Genomic DNA, 23,857 nt, shown 5'->3' with positions numbered 1-23,857 from the left:
CGTAGGAATTGTCATAGGGGTTGTCTAAATAGTTGCATATAATAGTAAGCAAGGTATTTTCTTGTCGGCGTGATAAGTGGGGGATTAGTAAGAGGCCTTTATTCCGCCGACAGGGCTTTAGTAAAAAAAGAAGGTGAATAATATGCCATATACAATAATCAACAACTACATTCCGACGTCTCTTTATCCACTGAAAGCAACATATCCGATGACGCCGGAATACATCACCATCCACAATACAGCCAATGATGCGACGGCAATCAACGAGATTGCTTTCATGACGCGGAACACAACTGCGACGTCGTATCATGTGGCAATCGATGATAAACATGCAGTGCAAGCTATCCCGTTTACACGCAACGGTTGGCACGCTGGGGATGGTCAAGGGGCAGGTAATCGGAAATCCATAGGGATTGAAATCTGTTACTCACAATCAGGCGGTCCAAAGTATGTTAATGCGGAAGCGAATGCCGTCGACTATATAGCACGCATACTTAAGCAATACAGCTGGGGTATAGATCGTGTTAAATGGCATCGGGATTGGAGTGGTAAAGAATGTCCGCACCGTATCATAGATGAGGGGCGTATGACGACCGTTCGCAATGCCATAGTTAAACGTCTGGCAGAATTGAATATCCCAACGCTACCAAAGGAGGATGCACGCATGTTTAATCCAAGCTCAGCAACGTTAAAAGTTGCTTATGAACAATACTTGTCGGATGCCGTAAAAGAAGGTTTAATTTCCGACAAATGGTTAACGGACTTTAGGGCAGGTAAATTGTCACTAGATGATGCACTCGCACTAAAAGTCTTTATTGACCAGCGCAGATGAGGTAATTAAGGTAGGGAAGATCAAAAGGCGGTAAATCCATCAAGGACAGTCGTCATTTTCAAAAGAAAAGAACGTATAAGATTTCAGCGGAGCGGTGTCTAGATTCCAGCACCTAGCCTTCCTTTATCTTAAGGCTCTCTAGTGCTTTTCCGGTCTACCAAGCGCTTGTGCTTTTCTTATTTGTCATAATAAGAACGTTCGCTCCATATGTTGGTGGAAAGGGAGGGAATGAGTGTGCGTAATCAATTGGTCAAGTCGATGAAGTATAATGAGTCATTAGATATGATGTACAAGGCAAATGACGGTCAAATTAGTAAGAGGCGAATAAGGGTGCTGGATGTCGGTGAGGTATCTTTCAGAGCATACTGTTTTCTGCGTAAGTCGAATCGTACGTTTACAAACGACAACGTGTTGGCGCTTGTTCCCATCATTATAAAAGAAAGATCCGTGATCTAACAGTTAGACGTTTACAGATTGTAGTATGAAGTGTTGCGCTATTAATAGAAGAAATAAATTTAAAATTCGCAAAGTATAGCGCGGCAGGTTTCATTTACGCTGTGCGAGAATCAGTAGCAGTGATAGTGGATATGCGGAAAGTTAATTGGTAATAATAAGAAAGAGCGACTTCTCAGAAATGGGATAGTCGCTCTTTCGATTATCAATACGAATTGTAGGACTTACTTCATTTTCAAAGTTTTCAAAAAGCCCCACATACAAATAGTTTAGCCTTGCGTAAGTTAAATTCACGTAAAAATGATATACTGTCGTAGTGTGACAAAGACAGTGTTTACAGTTATAAATGTGCCTGTTTAGACGTGTTAATGATTATTGTGTATAATATGCAGAAGATAAGCTGGAAGGATGTTAGATTATGAATAAACCAACAGTAGCGATCGTCGGTAGGCCGAACGTCGGGAAATCGACAATATTTAACCGAATCGTTGGTGAACGAATTTCAATCGTAGAAGACGTTGCGGGTGTTACACGTGACCGTATTTACAGCTCCGCAGATTGGCTCGCACATGAGTTCAACCTTATTGACACAGGAGGAATCGATATTGGAGATGAGCCTTTTCTTGAGCAAATCCGATTACAAGCGGAAATTGCAATAGACGAAGCGGACGTTATCATTTTCCTTGTGAATGGTCGTGAAGGGGTAACAGATGCTGATGAGCAAGTTGCCAAGATCTTGTACAAAACGAAAAAACCTATTGTACTTGCTGTAAACAAAGTTGATAATCCAGACATGCGGGACATGATTTATGATTTCTATTCCCTTGGATTCGGAGAACCGTATCCGATTTCTGGTGCGCATGGACTGGGTTTAGGGGATTTGCTTGATGCAGTAGCGAATGATTTCCCAGAACCAGGTGCTGAAGAAATTGAAGATGATGTCATCCGGTTTTCGTTAATTGGGAGACCTAACGTTGGTAAATCATCACTTGTCAATGCATTTTTAGGTGAGGAACGGGTCATAGTTAGTGACATACCTGGAACAACAATAGATGCTATCGATACGGCTTATGAATATGATGGACAGAAGTATAAAATTATTGATACTGCTGGTATGCGTAAAAAAGGGAAAGTGTATGAAAATGTAGAGAAATATGCTGTTCTTCGTGCACTAAAAGCGATTGATCGCTCTGATGTCGTTCTTATCGTTATCAATGGTGAAGAAGGCATACGTGAGATGGACAAGCGCATCGCCGGCTACGCAGAAGATGCTGGAAAAGGCGTCATGTTTGTTGTTAATAAGTGGGATGCTGTCGAAAAAGATGATAAGACGATGAACAAGTTTATTGCGGATATCCGTGATAATTTCCTATTCCTCGATTATGCACCGATTGCTTTTGTTTCAGCAAAAACAAAACAGCGTGTTAATACGTTGTTTGAAAAAGTTAAATTAATTAATGAGAACCATGCACTACGTATTCAGTCAAGTGTCTTGAACGAAGTGATTGAAGACGCTGTTGCAAGAAACCCTGCACCTAATAATAAAGGACGCAGATTGCGTATTTATTATGCTACGCAAGTAGCTGTTAAACCGCCAACTTTCGTCGTCTTTGTGAACGATGTAGAAATCATGCACTTCTCTTATGAACGCTTTTTACAAAACCGTCTTCGGGAGTCATTTGGCTTCGAAGGAACTCCGATCAGGATTATTACTCGAGCAAGAAGCTGATCGACGTTACGGGAGAAAGGATGTCTGTATGAAATGGAAAAAGTAACTGTTATCGGAGCCGGAAGCTGGGGAACGGCGATTGCTTTTGTTCTTGCTGAAAATGGTCATGATTGCTTACTTTGGGCGAGGCGTTCTGACCAGTCCGCTGAAATTAACGAAAATCATACAAATAAGTCATATTTACCAAGTATTTCTTTACCTACTAATTTGAAAGCAACATCAGATTTGGAAGCGGCGGCGATGCATAGTGATACTGTCATCATCGCTGTTCCGACCAAGGCGATTCGTGATGTCTGTTCTGAACTGAATGCAATGGCGATTAGCCCTAAATTAATTGTCCATGTTTCAAAAGGTATTGAACCAGATTCGTTAAAACGAATCTCAGAAATGATTTCAGAAGAGCTAGATTCCTCGAAAACAAAGGCTATTGTTGTTCTCTCGGGTCCAAGTCATGCTGAAGAAGTTGTTCTGCGTCATCCGACGACAGTAACGGCTGCATCATTCGATTTGGAAGCGGCAGAAAAGATTCAGGACCTATTTATGAACCATTATTTCCGTGTCTATACAAATCCGGATATAGTTGGTGTGGAAATCGGAGCTGCGCTTAAAAATGTAATTGCATTGGCAGCCGGTATTTCTGATGGACTTGGTTATGGTGATAATGCCAAAGCTGCGCTTATTACGCGCGGATTAGCGGAGATTTCAAGACTTGGCGTGAAAATGGGTGCGAATCCACTTACATTTTCAGGTCTGACAGGTCTAGGCGATTTGATTGTTACATGTACGAGTGTTCATTCACGCAATTGGAAAGCGGGCAATATGCTCGGAAAAGGGAATAGTCTAGACGAGGTCGTATCAGGCATGGGTATGGTCATCGAAGGTGTACGGACGGCTAAAGCGGCACATCAGCTTGCAGCCCAGCACGGAGTCTCTATGCCGCTCACAGAGGCACTGTACTCCATACTATTTGAAGGAATACCGCCGAAACAAGCTGTGGACCAACTTATGAACCGTATGAAGAAGCAGGAAGTTGAAGATCTCTTCGGCAACCGTTGACTCTGTAATTCAAAAAGACTTGTGAAAAACGTCAGTTTACGTTGCTAGCCTCCCCCTCCGCTCCACACGTATAAAAGCCAGCACATTACGTGCAAGCGAGGGACTTGGGGCTATGCTCACTGGTCCTTTTCTTTTGCCTTTTTAAATACTGATTATACGAAAGGAGGACTTCCTTTGTCCTCGATGGATAAAATGTGGCTGTCGTTCTATGCGATGGGATTCATGGTTATTTCCATGGGTCTTATTTATGTGAGTCGGCATAAGCTTCAAAATAAAGTTTTGAAATTACTATTTGCTATAATAGCCTATTCTTTATTAATCTTCTCATTTTTTGCGATGATTTATCTCGTATTTAATGGGCCGACAGGAGGGGCATGATGACTATGTCAGTAAAAAAAATCGGGTTACTCTTCATATCTTCCTTGGTTTTTGTTCTATCTGGATGTATGTACCCGTCCGAAAAAACAACTGGACAGGAAATCCCGTATGCTGATCAGCTGGAATCAATGCAAAAAGCGGTTGATGCTTATCAGAAAAATTCGGGAGGATTATTGCCAATCAAAACACGTGATCTTGAAACAGATATTTACATCAAATATCCCATTGAGTTCTCCAAAGTTGTACCAGCTTACACGGAAAAAATGCCTTCAAATGCGTATGAAACTGGTGGGATCTATCAATATGTGTTGATAGACGTTGAAACGACTCCAACGGTAAAGCTTGTTGATTTGCGCTCAGCGGAACATATTCGCGATTTAAACCTAAGGAAAAACGTCAATGGTCGAGCTCCATTCAAGGAGTCCGTGGGTGACCATGTCTATACAGTCGATTTCGAAGCAATGGGCTTTAAAGAGCCGCTGACGGTTCCTAGCCCCTATTCAGATGCAATCTTACCGATTGTTATCGGTGGGGATGGTGTTTTTTACATCGATTATTCGATTGATTTAAACCGAATGTTGCAAGAAAAGACCCAGACTGTTAAACCAGGGGAGGATATTCGTCACCTTTTAACGGATAACTATCCTGTTTTACCGGCTTATTCATTACCTTATACAGTGAATGCAGACAACGAACCAATATTCATGAATAAATCAAAATGAAAAACGTTTCATGCCACGTGCATGAAACGTTTTTTTTTTACATAAACTAATATGCGCATCTAAAGGAGGACGATAGAATGAAAGAGGAATTATATGAAAATCTGGCTAGACGCACAGACGGTGATATTTATATCGGTGTCGTCGGACCTGTTCGTGTAGGGAAATCTACGTTCGTGAAAAGAGTTATGGAAGAAGTCGTTATTCCAAATATGACGGAAGCATCGGATCGAATTCGTGCGCAGGATGAGCTTCCTCAGAGTTCACCAGGCTCAGTTATTATGACATCAGAACCGAAATTTGTGCCCGCCCAAGGGACTTCGGTATCTGTAGGGGATGGTGAGCTGAAGTTTCAAATCAGGCTTGCAGATTGCGTTGGCTATGTGATAGACGGCGTAAAAGGCTATGAAGATGAGAATGGCCCGAAATTGGTTCACACGCCATGGCACAACGAACCAATACCATTTGAAGAAGCGGCGCGTATTGGTACGGATAAAGTGATTCGTGATCATTCTACGATTGGTATTCTTGTTACAACGGATGGAACAGTAAACAATATTCCACGGGCAGCAGCACAAGTTGCTGAAGAGGAAATCGTTAATAAGTTGAAAGATATTGGTAAGCCTTTTGTTATTGTTCTGAATTCTAAAATGCCGGCCAATGACAGAACGATCGCATTAAAACAGGAACTACATGAAAAATATGGGGTTCCTGTCATTGCGATAAGTGCTGATCAGTTAAACGCACAGGAAATTCAACTTATTTTAAAAGAAGCATTGTACGAATTTCCGATTTCTGATATTGAAGTCCAAAAACCAGATTGGATGGAAGTGCTCGGAAGTGAACATGAACTGAATGCCAACATCGACAGAGTGATTAATGAGGGATTTTTGGGTGTATCAAAAATCCGTAAAATACAGGAGTTGGCAGAAAGTTTAAAAGATGAAAAATATGTTAGGCATGCAGAAGTCATTGAAGTAGATGCTGGTAAAGGGAAAGCAATCGTGAAAATTACTATGGATGAACAGGCTTTCCGTGAAATTTGTGAAGGAATTATGGGACAGGAAATCGGCTCGAAAAAAGACTGGTTGTTGTTTGTTCAGGAAGCGGCCAAAGCGAAAAAGTCGTATGACATGTACTCGGAAGCAATCGATACAGCTAGAAAGCAAGGCTACGGTGTTGCTCTTCCGACAATTGAGGATTTCAATCCTTCTGCACCGGAACTTATCAAACAGAACAACTTTTTCGGCGTTCGCATGAAAGCAACGGCACCGTCGCTTCACATTATTCGGGTTGATATGGAAGCCGAATTTTCTCCATTAATCGGTTCCGAATTTCATAGCCATCATTTATTAAAAGAATTAAAGAATGCTTATTTGCATGATAGAGAGGCATTATGGGAAACACAGCTATTCGGAACACCGCTCCATGAAGTCATGAAAGAAAGCATTCGTTTCAAAACAGCTTCTGTTCCGATGAAAGCAAGAAAACGTCTGCGGGAGACGATTGAACAGATGGTGAATGATGGAAATAAAGGCATGATTACATTTATCGTCTAAAGGAAAAAGATCCGTCAAAAGCGGATCTTTTTCCGTTTTTTTAGCTAAAAGTGCATGATATTAGCGATTACGCGATAATATTGTTGCGTCAGGGATTTTCTTGTGATACTCTTTTTACAGTATTAGAAGCTAGCTAATGCCCTTTGAGAGGAGGTGAATGGTGTGAATAAAACAGAATTGATTACCTCTGTAGCTGAAGCAGCAGAACTAACTAAGAAAGATGCTACAAAAGCTGTCGAAGCTGTATTCGATACGATCCAATCTACTCTTGCAAGTGGTGAGAAAGTACAATTGATCGGTTTCGGTAACTTCGAAGTACGTGAGCGTGCAGCTCGTAAAGGACGTAACCCGCAATCTGGGGAAGAGATCGATATCGCTGCAAGCAAGGTACCAGCTTTCAAAGCAGGTAAAGCGCTTAAAGACGCAGTGAAATAATTCTCAAGTTTACATAGAAGTCCGTCCGTCGTATCTAATTCATTTAGATACTTGGGGCGGACTTCTTTCCATTTTTATCTTATTGTCCAATGTAGAGTGAACGAACTGTACGGAAATGGGCGAGTATGCTACTATTTTTGTTGGAATGGCTTTATTTCCGATTGGGAGGTTTCGAATGATGAATGTTGTCGATTACGAGAAAATAGAGAAAGCAGTTTCAATGATCCTGGAAGCAGTCGGTGAAGATCCCGAGCGTGAAGGACTGATAGATACTCCAAAGCGTGTCGCAAAGATGTACGCTGAGGTATTTGAAGGTTTGAATAAAGACCCTAAGGATTATTTCAAAACAGTGTTCCATGAAAATCACGATGAAGTCGTACTTGTAAAAGATATACCTTTCTACTCGATGTGTGAACATCACCTTGTGCCGTTTTTTGGGAATGCGCATATTGCATACATACCGCGTGATGGAGTTGTTGCCGGCCTGAGTAAATTAGCGAGAGCCGTCGAAACGACTGCCAAAAGGCCACAACTTCAAGAACGTATCACATCCACAATTGCGGAAGCGATGATGGAAATGCTAAATCCAATCGGTGTCTACGTAGTAATCGAGGCGGAGCACCTGTGTATGACGATGCGAGGCATCAAGAAACCAGGCGCGAAGACAGTGACTACAGTTGCGCGTGGTATTTACGAACAGGACGATGTGAAACGGGCTGAGATCCTATCACTTATTAAGATGTCTTGAAGCCTTTGCGAGTAACGCCTTTTCTATGATATGATAAGACCATAAAAGAATAGACAGGAGAGGTGAAAATGACACAAACCGACTATATCGTTATAAAAGCGAAAGAAGACGGCGTGAACGTAATCGGTCTGACACGAGGAAACGATACGAAGTTTCATCATACGGAAAAATTAGACCGTGGTGAAGTGATGATCGCACAATTTACTGATCATACGTCAGCAATGAAAATACGTGGCAAAGCTGACGTTCATACCGCATACGGTGTCTTGTCAAGCGAAGGGAAAGACTAATTCGTATTTGACACACTTTTCCGTAGACGTCTTTGAATGGAGATTCGACGATGGAAACCCAAAAAATTAAACTGCATATCGAAAATTATATAGGTGAAGTAGAGAATGCAATTCGCGAGCCGATTGTGGATAGAGATGTTGGTCGAATAACAATCGATGCTGTAAAAGCCTTTATTCTCCTGTTGCCAATGTTGAACGGGGAAAGGTGGAACAATCGTTTACATACAGCGTCAATCGCAGTTGGTGCTGTTCACGCTGCTTTTGATGCGCATGATTCGATTAATGTATCTGACGCTACATCAAAGCAACAGCAACTTACTGTTTTGTCGGGGGATTATTTCAGCGGAATCCATTATCGGCTACTCGCCTCTCTGCCTGAATTTGGTTTCATCCGTTCCTTGTCTGAAACAATCGGACAAATTAACGAGACAAAGACGATTTTTCACGACCAATTACCAGATGGACCTGAAAAGTTGATTGAAACAGTTAGAATCATCGAAGCAGGGTGTATAACTGATTTTTTATATACATTCGGATTTGCACAATATGTCCCGCTAGCCAGTGCAGCATTGTCGCTTTTATGGTTTGAAGAAGGGAATGCTGAATGCAATTCTATTTCGGATAAGCGTTCACGCCGCACAATGAATGCTGCTGATGCGGATCATGCGGTTTTTCAGCTTCATGCTGAAATGCAAAAAGCACTTGATGCAGCAGATTATCTTCAGCCTTTTTTACAGCGAAAAATCCGTAACCTAGTGACACCGCTAATTGGTAAACTGAATTGAAGAAAAGAGGTATAACTCTTGTCGATATCAAAAGAACAGAAAGTCCACACCGTTTTTGAAAAAATATCCGTCGATTACGATAAGATGAATTCCGTGATCAGTTTCAACCAACATAAGAAATGGCGCGATGACATCATGTCACGCATGAACGTCCACGAAGGTGCTCGTGCATTGGACGTGTGTTGTGGAACTGCTGATTGGACAATCGCTATTGCAGAGGCGACAGGTGCCTCTGGGCATGTGACAGGACTCGATTTCAGTGAAGGCATGTTAGAAGCCGGCCGGCCGAAAGTTGCAGCATATCCAACTATTACGCTTGTACAAGGAAATGCTATGGAGTTGCCGTTCCCTGACGATACGTTCGATTTTGTTACGATTGGTTTCGGATTGCGTAACGTACCGGATTATCTAACAGTTTTACAAGAAATGAATCGTGTCTTAAAGCCAGGTGGAATGATTGCATGTCTAGAAACTTCTCAATCTGAACTTCCAGGCTACAGGCAATTATTCCGATTTTATTTCAATTTCATCATGCCCGTTCTCGGGAAAATTTTTGCGAAAAGTTACAAAGAATATTCATGGCTTCAAGAATCGGCAAATGATTTTCCAGGGATGAAACAACTTGCCCAGCTATTTACGGAAGCGGGCTTCACTGAAGTGTCCTTTAAGTCATACAGTGGCGGCGCCGCGGCTGGTCACGTTGGATATAAACAATAAAGACAGCAGGGGAAGGTAATCGTTTTGGAGAAATTGAAGTTATTGTCACTTTATGGTGATTTTCGAAAGGATCTCGCTTATATAGAAAAGGAACTTGAACGATCCCTCAATTCATCTTCCCCTATCATTCGGCAAGCATCACTTCACCTGCTTCGTGCGGGTGGAAAAAGGATTCGACCTATTTTTGTTATCCTGTCATCCAAGTTTGGCAACTATTCGTTGGAGGATGTGGCAAAGGTAGCTGTCTCACTTGAGCTTGTCCATATGGCGTCTCTTGTCCATGATGATGTTATCGATGATTCAGATATGCGTCGTGGCCTCGAAACAGTAAGGGCGCGTTGGGATAACAGAATTGCGATGTATACGGGGGACTTCATCTTTTCACGTGCACTTACATCGATAGGTGAGATTGAAATTCCTGCTATTCATCAGCTACTTGCAGAGACTATGCTTGAAATTTGTAAAGGTGAAGTCATCCAGATTGATCATCAGCGAAAAACCAATCAGACGATTCGGGATTATTTGCGCCGCATTAAACGAAAGACCGCACTTCTCCTGTCCTCCAGTTGTGAACTTGGTGCGCTTGTTTCAGGAGCGGACCCTGCGAATGTAAGGAAATTGCGTCGCTTCGGTTATTTTGCAGGCATGGCTTTTCAAATTGTCGATGATATTCTTGACATTACATCAACGGATGAAGAGCTTGGAAAACCGGCAGGCAGTGATCTGTTGAATGGTCATCTGACTTTGCCCATCCTATACATAAAAGACGATGTGAATTTCCAACCTTATATGAAGCGGTCGTTTGACGGGACTTTAACGGAATCTGATCGTGAAGAAATGTTGACTTATATTCGCGGTACAGAGGCCATTCAGATGGCGCAAGCTGTGAGCGATTTGTATTTGCAAAAAGCAATGGATGAAATAAATGAGTTGCCTGATGGTGATGCAAATGCTAAAAAGGCATTCATGCAAATATCTGCTTTCATTGGCAGACGTAAGTATTAGTGCATTAACAGTTGAAAAATCAGGCATCGGGTGGTACGATCGAAAAGGAGAAATCCTGATACATATATAAGAAGGAGTGTTAAATATGGAAAGAACATTTTTAATGGTTAAACCAGACGGCGTACAACGTAATCTAATCGGTGAAATCGTGGGTCGTTTCGAAAGTAAAGGTTTCCAACTTGTAGGCGCTAAGCTTATGACAATTTCACAAGAACTTGCTGAGCAACACTACGGCGAACATAAAGAGCGTCCTTTTTTCGGCGAGCTTGTTGATTTCATCACATCAGGTCCTGTATTCGCAATGGTATGGGAAGGCGAAAACGTTATCTCAGTTGGCCGTCTAATGACAGGCGCAACGAACCCGAAAGAATCTGCACCTGGAACAATACGCGGTGACTTCGCTGTTACTGTTGGCAAAAACATCATTCACGGTTCAGATGCTCCAGAATCAGCTGTTCGTGAAATCGGTCTTTTCTTCAAGGAAGAAGAACTTGTTACTTATGACAAATCAATGAACAACTGGATCAATTAATTACCTTAAACAGCCCTGCGAATTTCGCTAGGCTGTTTTTGTTCTTTCGAAATGGGTTCCAATCCGTTATAATAGTAAGAATATATGAACGGGGGGACGCAGGTTGCCGGATTATGCTGTATTTATTGGAAACATCAAGAAAAAGACGGGTATCGATCTGTCACTTTATAAAGAAGCACAGATGAAAAGAAGACTCACTTCTCTATATGAGAAAAGAGGGTACCGAAATTTTATAGAGTATTATGAAGCTATACATAATGATAAAGTGCTACTTGAGGAATTCCTTGATCGGATGACCATCAACGTTTCTGAATTCTACCGCAATGCCCAGCGCTGGGATGTGCTGGAAAAGAAGATATTCCCCAAGCTCCTTGCTAAAAGTAAAAAACTGAAGATTTGGAGTGCTGCCTGTTCCACGGGTGAAGAACCATATTCGATAGCACTCGTTTTATTATCACATGTGCCACTGCGTGATATATCAATCTTGGCGACAGATCTGGATTTAGGCGTCATTGAACGAGCGAAAGTCGGTTTATACCCTGAAAGAGCTTTGAAGGAAGTGCCTACCTCAATCGTGAAACAGCACTTTGTCAATGAAGGTCATTTTTATCAGGTGAAGGATGACATCAAACGGACTGTGACATTTAAGCAACAAAATTTGTTAGAAGACCGATACGATATAGGGTTCGATTTAATTGTCTGTCGCAATGTAATGATTTACTTCACAGAAGAAGCGAAAGATCAGATTTACACGAACTTCTCCAAGTCGCTGAAACAGGGTGGGATTCTTTTTGTGGGAAGTACAGAACAGATTTTCAATCCTTCAAAATACGGATTAGAATCAGAAGACACATTCTTTTATAGGAAAATTTAAAATATCCGGATAACTTTCCGGATATTTTTAATATAAACATATAGTCAAAAGCATCTTACTTTGGTAGAGTGCTATAAAACGAATGTTAATCCATTCGTCGGAGGAGGAAATGGAATGAGATATTTCACTGCCGGTGAATCACACGGTCCGCAACTAACGGCAATCATTGAAGGGCTACCTGCTCAAATGGAATTGACTGCTGAAATGATAAATGGGGAACTTTCAAGGCGTCAAGGTGGACATGGGCGCGGAAGACGTATGCAAATAGAAAAAGATCAGGTTGTCATTTCATCAGGTGTCCGCCATGGTAAGACACTTGGGTCACCGGTGACGTTGACGGTTGTTAATGATGATTGGAAGCATTGGACATCGATTATGGGGGTAGAACCACTCGCTGATGATGTTAAGCCAGAAGATGTGAAACGACAAATAACGCGTCCAAGACCAGGTCATGCAGATCTTGTGGGTGGCATGAAATACGGTCATCGAGATTTGCGCAACGTTCTAGAACGATCGTCCGCGCGTGAGACGACGATGCGTGTGGCAATCGGTGCGGTCGCAAAACAGTTCCTTCGCGAACTGGGTATCGAGACTGTCGCACATGTAACAGAAATTGGGGGATTCACAACAAATCCAGATACATATGCAGGAAAAGGGACGGAAGAGCTCCGCAATATCATCGAGAATGACCCTGTCTACTGTGCAGACCCTGAGGCTTCGAAACTGATGGTCCAAGCCATTGATGATGCGAAAGGCCGTGGAGATACGGTTGGAGGCGTCGTAGAAGTGGTTATTGAAGGATGTCCACCTGGAATCGGGAGCTATGTTCAATTCGATCGGAAGATGGACGGTAAGCTTGCGGGAGCGATGATGAGCATCAATGCGTTTAAAGGCGTTGAGATTGGACTCGGGTTTGAAATGGCAAAAATGCCAGGCAGTAAAGTGCATGATGAAATTGTGTGGAGTGAAGAACAAGGCTATTTCCGTAAATCAAACCGATTGGGTGGCCTTGAAGGTGGAATGACGACAGGTATGCCAATTGTAGTCAGGGGCGTCATGAAACCTATCCCTACCTTGTACAAGCCGCTTGAAAGTGTCGATATTGATACGAAAGAACCGTTTGTTGCAACAATCGAACGTTCGGACCCTTGTGCGGTACCTGCAGCTTCTGTTGTTGCAGAACATGTCATTGCAACTGAAATGGCGAAAGCCATTATGGAAGAATTCCGTTCGGACACGATGGACGGTCTAAAAAAGGATATTGAAGAATATAGACGGTATGTAAAGGAGTTTTAATATGGGGAAACTTACAGTTGCTGTCCGGGATCATCAATATAACGTCCGTATAGGTCAAGATACGTACGAGCTATTCGCCACAGAATATGCTGAACTTCTAGGCACAGTCGACCGAATTGCTATCATTGCGGATGAGCGGGTAGCAGCTATCTACTTGCCGCTGCTACAAAAGTCGTTGCAGTCTGTAAACTGTGAAATTAGTGTAAAAACAGTCCCAGCTGGAGAAAGCTGTAAAACATCCGCTGTGTATGTCGATTGCCTATCTTTTTTGTTAAATGAAAAATTCACCAGGGATTCTCTCCTTATCGCATTTGGGGGAGGCGCATGCGGTGATCTCACTGGGTTCGTCGCTGCGACATTCATGAGGGGGATTAGGTACTTGCAATGTCCTACAACAATCTTGGCTCATGACAGTGCAGTGGGGGGCAAAACGGCAATCAATATGCCGGAAGGGAAAAATATGGTAGGCTCTTTTCATCAGCCAGTCGGAGTTCTATTCAACACAAGGCTCTTCGAATCGCTTCCGCCTCGAGAAATCAGATCGGGTATGGCAGAATTGTTGAAACACGCGCTTATTTCAAATGAGGAATGGACGCTTGAGCTATTGTCTACCCCTTCCTTTTCTCAACCAAGCATTGAATGGTTATCACGCGAATTGTTACGGGGAATCGAAGTTAAAGCGAAAATTGTCTCAGAAGACGAATTTGAGCATTCGACTCGAAAGTATCTAAACTTCGGTCATACATTCGGCCATGCTGTAGAAGGTGTATGTGGTTTCGGTGGTTTAAGCCATGGAGAGTCGGTTATGATTGGCATGGTATACAGTCTTATTTTAAGTGAAGACACTGGCGCGGTTGATGAAGCGTTGACAATTCGATTCATCCAATTTGCAAATACGCATGGCTATACATTCCAACCGGTTCATGAACATGGATTCGATGTATTTATGAATTACATGGAAAAAGATAAAAAAGTCTCTTTCGGAAAGCTTAATTTTGTTTTGCTTGATGGGATAGGAAAACCCTATGTAAAAGAACTGTCAAAAGCGCAATGTGAACAAGCATTCCATCAATTGAGACAAAGAACGAAAGGGGATGTGAAGAAATGATGGTAAGAGGATTAAGGGGAGCAACGACAGTCGAGAACGACGAAGAACAAGCTGTTCTTGAAGCGACGCAAGCGTTGGTCGAAGAAATGGCGAAAGAGAACAGTGTTTTACCTGGGGATATCATTTCGGTACTTATCTCTACTACGACGGACATCAAATCGACCTTTCCTGCAAAAGCAGTTCGGTCGATTGATGGATGGATATACGTACCGGTTATGTGTACGCATGAGATGGACGTCCCGGGAGCAATGCCATTATGCATCAGAGCGCTTATGCATGTGAATACTGATATTCCGCAACGTTATGTAAAACATATTTATCAAAAAAATGCAGTTAAGTTACGACCGGATTTACAAAAATAACCCATATCTATTGACCGGAGGGAATTTTATGAACTGGAAAAAAGCGCTTGATAGTATGCAACCTTATAAACCAGGTAGATCGATTGACGAAGCAAAACGAATATACGGTCTGGATGATGTTGTAAAACTTGCTTCAAATGAAAACCCGTATGGCTGTGCACCATCCGTCAGAGACTATTTGACATCAGCCGCAATCCAACATGAATTGTATCCAGACGGCTATGCGGGGGGACTACGGAAGAAACTTGCGGAGAAACACGGAGTTGACGAAACCTCTTTGTTATTCGGAAATGGCTCAGATGAAATCATTATGATCATTTCAAGAGCGCTCCTTGGCAAAGGAGTAAATACTGTTATGGCGACACCGACATTCCCTCAATATGCTCATAATGCAAGAATAGAAGGTGCCGAAATCCGGGAAGTACCGCTGAAGGATGGTCATCATGATTTGGAGGGGTTCTTGGGAGCTATCGATGGTGAGACTTCGGTTGCTTGGCTATGCAATCCGAACAATCCGACTGGTAACTTGATTCCTAGCGACACGTTAAAAGGATTCCTTGAACAAGTTTCAGAAAATATCCTAGTTGTTCTTGACGAAGCGTATTTCGAATACATTACTGGCTCTGAGCATATCGACTCGATTTCATGGCTGGAAAAATTCCCGAATGTCATTATTTTACGGACGTTTTCCAAAGCATACGGATTGGCAGCATTCAGAGTAGGCTATGCAATTGGTGACCCGGAGGTCATTTCTAATCTCAATAAAGTGCGGAGCCCGTTCAACAATAACTCGCTTGGTCTAGCAGTTGCGGAAAAAGCGCTCGAAGATGAAGCATTCATCGAACATTGTCGTAACCTGAATCATGAACAAAGGCTACGGTTTACACAGTATGCTTCGGACAATAAACTGCATTTATTCGATTCCGAAACAAATTTCGTTTTAATTGCAGTGCCAGGTGATGCAGATGATGCTTCAGAAAAACTGTTGCAGCAGGGATTCATCATTAGAAGCGGAAATGCACTTGGAACCCCCGGTTATATAAGGGTGACAATTGGGTCGGAAGAACAGACTAGTAACTTCCTCAAAGCATTTGATACGTTGTTGCAATCCGAGGGTTCAGCCGTATGAAACCGAATATCGCGATAATTGGACTTGGCCTGATTGGTGGTTCGCTCGGGCTTGCTTTGAAACGTAACCCCGGTCTGCAAGTAACGGGGTACGACCGATCCTTCAGTACGTTGGAACAAGCCTTCCGTAGGGGGATCATTGATACAATTGCCACATCTATTGAGAATGCATGTGAACATGCGGATGTCATCATCTTTGCAACGCCGGTCAATACGACGGTTGCAATGATGCATCAAGCGGTCAACTGGAAATTGAGAACTGACGTTATTATGACGGATACGGGCAGTACAAAAGGTCCAATAATGGATGCTGCAAAACAATTGCTTGAACGTGGAATTACATTTATCGGTGGCCATCCAATGGCGGGTTCTCATAAAAGTGGAGTAACTGCGGCTAAAGAGCATCTATTTGAAAATGCGTATTACATATTGACACCAGATTCACAAACAGACAGTGCAAAGGTCGAACAGCTCCGCGTTCTACTTGGTCCAACGAAAGGGAAAATTGTCGTGCTTGATTCTGAAGAACATGATCGGATGACGGCAATCGTTAGCCATTTTCCACATCTCGTCGCTTCTTCGCTCGTTGGAAGGCTATCAGCACAACAAGAAGAGCAACCGTTTGTTAAAAAACTTGCGGCGGGCGGGTTTCGTGACTTGACTCGAATTGCATCTGCAGATCCCATCATGTGGCGTGATATTACGACGCAGAACAGGGAAGAGTTGTTAAAGCAACTGGACGGATGGCTTGAAGAGATGGAAAATGTTCGAAATATGCTAAAATCGAATGACCCCGACGAAATATATAATTATTTTGCAGGGGCGAAACAGTTCCGAGACGACTTACCGATTACGTCTCAGGGTGCATTCTATATGACATTCGATTTGCATATTGATATTCCTGATCACCCTGGTATCATTTCGGAAATCACAAAAATACTTGCGGATGAACGGATCAGTTTAACAAATATCCGAATCGTTGAGACGCGGACGGATGTCTTTGGAATACTTGTTATCAGCTTCCAAACTACTGATGACCGGGAACGAGCAAAATCCGCTCTTTCCAAAACAATGAATTTTAGCATGTACATAGTTTGAATGGGGGGCTTTTCTTGGTGGAGACGAAACTAGTGGCGTTCAATAAACCAGAATTGAAGGGTAATGTGGTAGTTCCAGGTGATAAATCGATATCGCACCGGGCCGTGATGCTCGGTTCCATCGCCGAAGGTAAAACACAAATTACCGGATTCCTGGACGGAGAAGATTGCCTACGAACAATTGATATTTTTCGACAACTCGGCGTATCAATTGAAAGGGATGGTACTAACGTCACGGTAGATAGCCCTGGAATGCAAGGGTGGCAAACGCCGTCAGAGGAACTTTATGCAGGTAATTCTGGGACAACAGCACGTCTAATTCTTGGAATACTTGCGGGCTCAACTATCAAGTCTGTTCTGACAGGCGATGAATCACTATCAAAGCGTCCAATGAATAGAGTTACACTACCCTTGTCGTCCATGGGAGCTTCTGTAGTAGGAGAACCAGATGGCAATCTCCTGCCACTCACAATTACGGGTGGACCGCTCTCTGCAATTGAATACGACATGCCTGTTGCCAGTGCCCAAGTTAAATCGGCTATTCTGTTTGCTGGTTTGAATGCGGAAGGGACAACTGTTATTAGTGAGGAGACAGTTTCGCGCGACCATACTGAACGTATGCTGCAGCAATTTGGAGCAGAGGTTCAGGTGGACGGAACTAAAGTTAGTGTCAAGGGCGGGAATGTGCTCCGGGGCAAAGATGTGTTAGTTCCAGGTGATATTTCATCAGCGGCATTTTTCATGGTTGCAGCTGCAATGATTAAGGGAAGTTCCGTTACGTTTACGAATGTCGGGCTTAATCCGACAAGGACGGGGATATTGGACGTGCTTACGAATATGGGTGCTTGTGTTGAAATCCTTGAAGAAGTTAACGGGGCTGGCGAACCGTATGGTACTGTAAAAGTATCCTACGAAGGTTTGCATGGTACTGAAATCAGTGGGGACTTAATACCAAGGCTCATCGATGAGCTGCCTGTTATCGCATTGCTCGCAACGCAGGCCGAAGGAACAACAGTTATCAAAGACGCCGGGGAACTACGGGTCAAAGAGACAGATAGAATTGCTGCGGTAACAACAGAGTTGAAAAAATTGGGTGCAAATATCGAAGCGACGGACGATGGGATGATCATTCATGGACCTACGGAACTCTCGGGTGGCACACTTGTTTCGTACGGCGATCATAGATTGGGTATGATGGCTGCAATTGCAGCACTTGTCGCCTCAGGTCCAATCCAAATCGAAGATCCGTCATGCATAGCTATTTCATATCCAGGATTTTTCACAGACTTGGAAAAGCTCGCTGTTTCTATAAATACAAAAGGATAACAGCTTGATGTATACATTTTGAAAGTTCAGGTGAAAATATGGGACAGTTAGAAGAAATTGAACGAACTATTTTAGAAGGTGATGTAGAAGTACTCACCGGTGTTATCGATCAGTTAACGGGGTCGACCGATTTCGATTTGCTCTATGAAGCGGCAGATTTATTTGCTAGTTATGGATTTATGGGGGAGGCTGATCGCCTTTTTGAAACGTTGCGCCTTCATTTACCGGATGAAGCCCAGTTGAAAATTGATCGCGCCGGTACATTACTGGAGCTCGGGGAAGAGGACGAAGCGCTTCTTCTTCTCACGGATGTGGGGCCGGACGACGAAGAATATGTCCAAGCCCTTTTAGCGTTAGCGGATTATTATCAGATGTCCGGAATGGCGGAAGCAGCTCTTGCGAAGATTAAGGAAGCTCATGAACTTGTACCTGATGAGCCCGTCATTCGGTTTGCGTATGCGGAATTGCTCCTTGATTCTGGGAAGTACGGAGAGGCTACACGGATGTATCTTGATTTGAATGATGAAACGGAAGAAATTGGCGGCATTCGTATTGTTTCAAGACTTGCGGAAACATATAGCGCTGGTGCTGCTTATGAAGAAGCAATACCTTACTACGAAGAAATGCTACAGGATAACGCCTTGCCAGATACACTTTTCGGGGCGGCATTTGCTTACTTCCAAAGTGGCAATGTAGAAAAAGCAGTCACATTGCTAGACGATTTAATTGAAATGGATCCAGATTACTTTTCTGCTTATATGCTGGCAGGACAGTCTTTGTCAGTTTTAGGTGATGATCAAAGAGCATACGATATGTTCAAAGATGGAATCCGCAGGGACGAATTTGATAAGGAACTGCAATTGACCGCTGGGAAATCAGCATTGAAATTAGGTATTCCAGAAAAAGCAGAAGAACATTTGAAAGAAGCATTGGCACTCGATCCAGAATACATTGAAGCACTTATTACGCTTGCCTCGCTGTACAATGAGAGAGAACAGAGCCCTGAGTTGCTCGATCTACTTACGTACTCACAAGATAATCAAGTTGACATACCTTTATTGGATGCGTTTATGGCCTATGCATATGAACGTGAAGAACAATATGAAGATGCATACACATCCTATGGTAAGGCATATATTGGGATGAAGGATGACCACAGTTTTCTTGGAAACTTCGCGAAATTCCTGATTGAAGAAGGAAAACGTGATGAAGCCCTCAAAATAGTCAAGGAATTGGTTGAACTTGACCCTGACGATGAGAATTGGAGAGCTTATCTGGAAGCACAAAATGACGAGGAGGTGTGACATGACGGCCATGGTTCCTGTCGCTGCTAAAAAGGACTTTGTGCGATGGTTCTTAAAGCGCTACAAATTGAAGCGCCGTGAATGTGTGTGGATTTTGAATTACCTTCTAAGCCACGAACAGCTTCTGCAAAACGTCCACTTTACGGATGAAGCACATTACTGTCCAAGGGCGATGGTGATGTCAACAACGGGTTCGGAGAGCATTCCGTTTCGTTTTTATAAAGGGAACTTAATGACTGCTGATGCCGAGAAGTCATTTCATGACTTAAGACTTCATCCAGATGATAAGATGTATATACAATTAAATTTTTCGAACAGCCACTCTTGCCCAGAATATGCGAGTGTTCGTGAGGAAAATCCTTTTCTTCCGGATTATTTACAGGTAAGTGAAGGCGATCGGGAAATTGCAGAACAATTACTGGAGGAAAGTGCTGCTTTAATGACCGTTGATATGCTTATGAAAAGGGTTGATGAGGCCCTCGATACAAACGATAAGGAACGGTTTATCGCATTATCTGCGCTGTTGAATGACATGAAGGTATCGAAGAACTAACAACTCCGCCCAATTTGGTGGAGTTCTTTATTGATTTTTCAAGGAGGTAATTTTGCAATGAACTGGACTGCACAAGATATGGATACATATTTGCAACAGAAAGAATATATCGATACACTTATAGTACCCTTACTTAAAGTAGAGACTGTGCCGGGGAATATGAAAACCAGCGCGTCATCTTCAGAGTTTCTGATGCATCTTACGACTTTCATCGAAACGCAATTCAAAGGGCGTATGATGCTAATGCCACCATTTGCTTATACGCAGTCAATGGATCTGACGGAGCTGGCTGCAACATTGTCTCGGGATTTTGCGGCGGCACCATTTAAACATGTATTTTTCTTGACGACTGATGTTACGTGGACAAGCCTTAGAGTAGATGGTGAAGTGATCTGGTTACCGTCAATTCCGCTGGAAAGCATGGATCCACCATTAAGAAAAACAATTATTGAAGATCAGCTTCGACAGGTTTTACCACGCTTCACGGAAAAATGGTCGGAGCAGTAAAATTCGATATTTGTTCACAAACTTACATCTGTTCGGAAAGCAGGATTGAATTTCCTTTAGTATTGATATATCATAGATATGTCCTAGTATTACAATTAGCAAAAGAATGTCCGTTGGACTGACCTTTAAGTAAGAGGAGGGAAATTAATGAGCAAGAAAGTGTCAAGACGCCAATTCATGAGTTATACACTTATGGGTGTTGGTGGATTCATGGCGTCAGGTATGTTGATGCCAATGGTCCGTTTTGCAATCGACCCTGTCTTGCAGACGAAAGAGGAAGGTGACTTCATCCATACTCAATACAAAGTGGACGAGCTATCGGAAATACCGGTTCGTGTCGATTTCACTATCAAAGATCGTAAGGATGCCTGGTATAAATCTGACGTGTCAAACACTGCGTGGGTTTATAAAGAAGGCGATACGGTTATCGCGCTTTCCCCTGTCTGCAAACACCTTGGTTGTACAGTGAACTGGGGCGGCGATGAAAAGCATCCAGACCAATTTTTCTGTCCATGTCACGCAGGACGTTATATGAAAAATGGCGACAACGTAAAAGGAACGCCACCGCTTGGACCACTTGACGAATTTGATGTTAAACTCGAAGGCGGATTCGTGTATCTTGGAAAAACAAAACCGAACACATTAGTTTAAAAATGTAAGGGGGTACGACCGAAGTGCTAAATAAAATTTATGATTGGGTTGACGAACGGTTGGATATCACCCCGATTTGGCGCGATATCGCTGACCACGAAGTACCTGAGCACGTAAACCCTGCACATCACTTTTCTGCATTCATCTATTGTTTCGGAGGACTGACATTCTTTATCACTGTCATCCAGATTCTTTCTGGTATGTTCCTTACAATGTATTACACACCGGACATTGAAAATGCATGGAAATCCGTTTATTACCTTCAAAATGAAGTAGCATTCGGTGAAATTGTGCGTGGGATGCATCACTGGGGAGCGTCACTGGTTATCGTTATGATGTTCCTACATACGCTGCGTGTATTCTTTACGGGCTCTTATAAGAAACCACGTGAACTTAACTGGGTTGTCGGAGTATTGATCTTCATGGTCATGCTTGGCCTTGGTTTCACTGGTTATCTACTGCCATGGGATATGAAAGCATTGTTTGCTACGAAAGTAGGAATCGAAATTGCGGCTTCCGTCCCGTTCATCGGTGAATCAATTAAAGTTCTCCTTGCAGGAGACTCAACGATTCTTGGTGCACAAACACTAACACGTTTCTTCGCGATTCATGTATTCTTCTTACCGGCTGCTTTGCTTGGGTTGCTTGCAGCACACTTTATCATGATCAGAAGACAAGGTATTTCAGGACCGCTATAAGATTGACTGGCGTCCAATGAAATTAATAAGGAGGGGACATTATGCACCGCGGAAAAGGGATGAAATTTGTCGGAGATTCGCGCATTAAGGCTAATAACAAGATGCCGAACGTCCCGAAAGATTACTCAGAATATCCGGGTAAAACGGAAGCATTCTGGCCAAACTTCCTCTTGAAGGAATGGCTGATTGGTGCAGTTTTCCTTATTGGATATTTAATATTGACAGTTGCTCATCCGTCCCCGCTTGAACGTCAAGCGGACCCGACGGATACGATGTATATGCCGGTTCCAGACTGGTATTTCCTATCTATGTATCAATTGTTAAAGTATCAATTTGCTTCAGGACCGTTTAATATTATTGGTGCTATTATCATGCCAGGTCTTGCAATGGGTGCCCTGATGCTTGTTCCATTTATGGATACTACAAAGGAGCGCCGTCCGTTTAAACGTCCGCTACCTACTGCATTCATGCTTCTTTCATTCGCAGCTTTGTTCTACTTGACATGGGAATCATACGTGAACCATGATTGGGATAAACAGAAAATACAAGGTGCGATTGTCGAAGAAGTTGAATTCGACACTGAATCTGAAGGTTATCAAATCTACGCTGGAGCGAGCTGTATTGGTTGTCACGGTGATGCATTCCAGGGTGGACTAGGTAAGCCCTTAATAAATACAGGACTTACTGCTGATGAAATTGTGACAATTTCTCACGATGGAGTAGGCGATATGCCTCCTGGACAATGGGATGGCTCAGATGAAGATTTACAAATACTTGCCGAGTTTATTGAAGGCTTGAAAAACTAGTAACAAAAAAGAGTCAGGAAACTGACTCTTTTTTTATTACTTAGGAAACAATAAAGTTCGAGGTTAGTGGGTAATCTAGGAGAGATGATAGTCCACGTCCAGACTTCAGCACATATAGACTCGGATAGTCCACAGGATGTAGATCATGCAGCTGTTGTCACAGGAAATGGCGCACTTAGGTTGCGTTTATTAGTAACATGCGCTTACGCTTTTGTTGATACATATTAAGTTATTTTGGAGAGGTGCCCATGGGTTTATTTATACAGAAAATTTGGCTCGTGCTTTCTCATAAATCATTTCTTTGGATTCTGTTATTTATTAACTTGAGTGGAACGGTGTTCGGCTATGATTGGTATATGTGGCAACTTAAAATCACGGAGCCAAAGTTTTGGATTTTTGTGCCAGACAGTCCTACGGCCAGTCTGTTTTTCACGCTTGCCATCATCGGTTGGCTAATCGGTAGGAACTTTAAGTTAATCGAAGCGCTTGCACTTATAACGCTTGTAAAATACGGACTTTGGGCGGTCGTCATGAATCTATTGACGCTTGTCGAGACAGGTTCAATCGGCTGGATAGGCTGGATGCTTATCGGTTCGCATTTCGCGATGGCGCTTCAGGCAGTATTATACAGTCCGTTGTATAGGTTTTCATTTGTCCATATTGCAATTGCGGCGGTTTGGACACTTCATAACGATGTCATCGATTACGTTTACGGGCAAATGCCAATCTATTATGATTTGATGAAGCATATGGATCATATTGGTTACTTTACATTCTGGTTATCGATTGCCTGTATTTCACTTGCTTTTTGGGTATTGAAGAAGAGGTCGAAAACTGTTATATGGTAATAGTAAATAGTTGCGGATGAAGTGTGACCGCTATAGAATAGGTCATATAGAGAAAAGGGAG

The 23,857-nt window shown here is 42.8% G+C and carries 28 protein-coding genes; all 28 read left to right on the top strand.

What is annotated here, in order from left to right; all coding sequences use genetic code 11:
* Positions 1-142: 142 nt before the first annotated feature.
* The gene (locus tag H7992_RS15085) at positions 143-832 is read left to right on the top strand and encodes a peptidoglycan recognition protein family protein (protein WP_187045136.1); all 690 of its coding nucleotides are present in this window, start codon (positions 143-145) and stop codon (positions 830-832) included.
* Positions 833-1,066: 234 nt separating this feature from the next.
* Positions 1,067-1,288 carry a transcriptional regulator gene (locus H7992_RS15080; RefSeq protein WP_187045135.1) on the top strand — a complete coding sequence of 74 codons (222 nt, stop codon included), beginning with the start codon at positions 1,067-1,069 and terminating at the stop codon, positions 1,286-1,288.
* A gap of 415 nt (positions 1,289-1,703) precedes the next feature.
* On the top strand, positions 1,704-3,014 hold the full coding sequence (gene der, locus H7992_RS15075; RefSeq protein WP_067210395.1) for a ribosome biogenesis GTPase Der: 1,311 nt from the start codon (positions 1,704-1,706) through the stop codon (positions 3,012-3,014).
* Between the two features lie 33 nt (positions 3,015-3,047).
* Complete coding sequence (locus tag H7992_RS15070) at positions 3,048-4,070, top strand: NAD(P)H-dependent glycerol-3-phosphate dehydrogenase (protein WP_067210392.1); 1,023 nt, start codon at positions 3,048-3,050, stop codon at positions 4,068-4,070.
* A 183-nt stretch (positions 4,071-4,253) separates the two neighbouring features.
* Entirely contained in the window at positions 4,254-4,448 is a 195-nt protein-coding gene (locus H7992_RS15065) for a DUF2768 domain-containing protein (protein ID WP_370570004.1), read from the top strand.
* A 5-nt stretch (positions 4,449-4,453) separates the two neighbouring features.
* Positions 4,454-5,170 (top strand): hypothetical protein, encoded by a 717-nt coding sequence (locus tag H7992_RS15060; RefSeq protein WP_067213971.1) that lies wholly within the window; start codon positions 4,454-4,456, stop codon positions 5,168-5,170.
* A 77-nt stretch (positions 5,171-5,247) separates the two neighbouring features.
* On the top strand, positions 5,248-6,726 hold the full coding sequence (spoIVA, locus tag H7992_RS15055) for a stage IV sporulation protein A (RefSeq protein WP_067210387.1): 1,479 nt from the start codon (positions 5,248-5,250) through the stop codon (positions 6,724-6,726).
* 162 nt (positions 6,727-6,888) lie between these two features.
* Positions 6,889-7,161: an HU family DNA-binding protein gene (locus H7992_RS15050; protein WP_067210384.1), complete on the top strand. Its 273-nt coding sequence runs from the start codon at positions 6,889-6,891 to the stop codon at positions 7,159-7,161.
* Positions 7,162-7,339: 178 nt separating this feature from the next.
* Entirely contained in the window at positions 7,340-7,909 is a 570-nt protein-coding gene (gene folE / locus H7992_RS15045; RefSeq protein WP_067213970.1) for a GTP cyclohydrolase I FolE, read from the top strand.
* Positions 7,910-7,977: 68 nt separating this feature from the next.
* On the top strand, positions 7,978-8,199 hold the full coding sequence (gene mtrB / locus H7992_RS15040; RefSeq protein WP_067210381.1) for a trp RNA-binding attenuation protein MtrB: 222 nt from the start codon (positions 7,978-7,980) through the stop codon (positions 8,197-8,199).
* 50 nt (positions 8,200-8,249) lie between these two features.
* Positions 8,250-8,984, top strand: a complete 735-nt coding sequence (locus tag H7992_RS15035) for a heptaprenyl diphosphate synthase component 1 (protein ID WP_067210379.1) — start codon at positions 8,250-8,252, stop codon at positions 8,982-8,984.
* A gap of 18 nt (positions 8,985-9,002) precedes the next feature.
* On the top strand, positions 9,003-9,701 hold the full coding sequence (locus tag H7992_RS15030; RefSeq protein ID WP_187045134.1) for a demethylmenaquinone methyltransferase: 699 nt from the start codon (positions 9,003-9,005) through the stop codon (positions 9,699-9,701).
* 24 nt (positions 9,702-9,725) lie between these two features.
* Positions 9,726-10,706, top strand: coding sequence for a polyprenyl synthetase family protein (locus H7992_RS15025; RefSeq protein WP_067210375.1), 981 nt, complete (start codon positions 9,726-9,728; stop codon positions 10,704-10,706).
* 85 nt (positions 10,707-10,791) lie between these two features.
* Positions 10,792-11,238 (top strand): nucleoside-diphosphate kinase, encoded by a 447-nt coding sequence (gene ndk, locus H7992_RS15020; protein WP_067210372.1) that lies wholly within the window; start codon positions 10,792-10,794, stop codon positions 11,236-11,238.
* Between the two features lie 103 nt (positions 11,239-11,341).
* Positions 11,342-12,112: a CheR family methyltransferase gene (locus H7992_RS15015; protein WP_187045133.1), complete on the top strand. Its 771-nt coding sequence runs from the start codon at positions 11,342-11,344 to the stop codon at positions 12,110-12,112.
* 114 nt (positions 12,113-12,226) lie between these two features.
* A complete protein-coding gene (gene aroC / locus H7992_RS15010) occupies positions 12,227-13,408 on the top strand; it encodes a chorismate synthase (RefSeq protein ID WP_187045132.1) in 1,182 nt (393 codons plus the stop codon).
* Position 13,409: 1 nt separating this feature from the next.
* Positions 13,410-14,516, top strand: a complete 1,107-nt coding sequence (gene aroB / locus H7992_RS15005) for a 3-dehydroquinate synthase (protein WP_187045131.1) — start codon at positions 13,410-13,412, stop codon at positions 14,514-14,516.
* Positions 14,516-14,878 (top strand): chorismate mutase, encoded by a 363-nt coding sequence (aroH, locus tag H7992_RS15000; protein ID WP_067213969.1) that lies wholly within the window; start codon positions 14,516-14,518, stop codon positions 14,876-14,878. Before aroB ends, aroH begins: the two co-directional genes overlap by 1 nt.
* 28 nt (positions 14,879-14,906) lie before the next feature.
* A complete protein-coding gene (gene hisC / locus H7992_RS14995; RefSeq protein WP_187045130.1) occupies positions 14,907-16,007 on the top strand; it encodes a histidinol-phosphate transaminase in 1,101 nt (366 codons plus the stop codon).
* Entirely contained in the window at positions 16,004-17,104 is a 1,101-nt protein-coding gene (locus H7992_RS14990) for a prephenate dehydrogenase (RefSeq protein WP_187045129.1), read from the top strand. Before hisC ends, H7992_RS14990 begins: the two co-directional genes overlap by 4 nt.
* A 17-nt stretch (positions 17,105-17,121) precedes the next feature.
* The gene (aroA, locus tag H7992_RS14985) at positions 17,122-18,429 is read left to right on the top strand and encodes a 3-phosphoshikimate 1-carboxyvinyltransferase (RefSeq protein WP_187045128.1); all 1,308 of its coding nucleotides are present in this window, start codon (positions 17,122-17,124) and stop codon (positions 18,427-18,429) included.
* A gap of 38 nt (positions 18,430-18,467) precedes the next feature.
* Positions 18,468-19,733, top strand: coding sequence for a tetratricopeptide repeat protein (locus H7992_RS14980; protein WP_187045127.1), 1,266 nt, complete (start codon positions 18,468-18,470; stop codon positions 19,731-19,733).
* 1 nt (position 19,734) lies between these two features.
* Entirely contained in the window at positions 19,735-20,286 is a 552-nt protein-coding gene (locus tag H7992_RS14975) for a ReoY family proteolytic degradation factor (RefSeq protein ID WP_187045126.1), read from the top strand.
* 57 nt (positions 20,287-20,343) lie between these two features.
* Positions 20,344-20,793 (top strand): YpiF family protein, encoded by a 450-nt coding sequence (locus H7992_RS14970; protein ID WP_187045125.1) that lies wholly within the window; start codon positions 20,344-20,346, stop codon positions 20,791-20,793.
* 147 nt (positions 20,794-20,940) lie between these two features.
* Complete coding sequence (locus tag H7992_RS14965) at positions 20,941-21,444, top strand: QcrA and Rieske domain-containing protein (protein WP_187045124.1); 504 nt, start codon at positions 20,941-20,943, stop codon at positions 21,442-21,444.
* Between the two features lie 23 nt (positions 21,445-21,467).
* Entirely contained in the window at positions 21,468-22,142 is a 675-nt protein-coding gene (gene qcrB, locus H7992_RS14960) for a menaquinol-cytochrome c reductase cytochrome b subunit (RefSeq protein ID WP_067210348.1), read from the top strand.
* A gap of 41 nt (positions 22,143-22,183) precedes the next feature.
* A complete protein-coding gene (locus H7992_RS14955) occupies positions 22,184-22,948 on the top strand; it encodes a menaquinol-cytochrome c reductase cytochrome b/c subunit (protein WP_187045123.1) in 765 nt (254 codons plus the stop codon).
* Between the two features lie 248 nt (positions 22,949-23,196).
* Positions 23,197-23,796 (top strand): lipoprotein heptaprenylglyceryl N-acetyltransferase LhaT, encoded by a 600-nt coding sequence (locus tag H7992_RS14950; RefSeq protein ID WP_187045122.1) that lies wholly within the window; start codon positions 23,197-23,199, stop codon positions 23,794-23,796.
* The last annotated feature ends 61 nt before the right edge of the window (positions 23,797-23,857 follow it).

The sequence above is a fragment of the Sporosarcina sp. resist genome (genome assembly GCF_014302295.1).
Taxonomy (GTDB): Bacteria; Bacillota; Bacilli; order Bacillales_A; family Planococcaceae; genus Sporosarcina; species Sporosarcina psychrophila.
The sequence above is the reverse complement of the archived record's forward strand: the minus strand, read 5'-3'. Positions and strand labels throughout refer to the sequence as shown.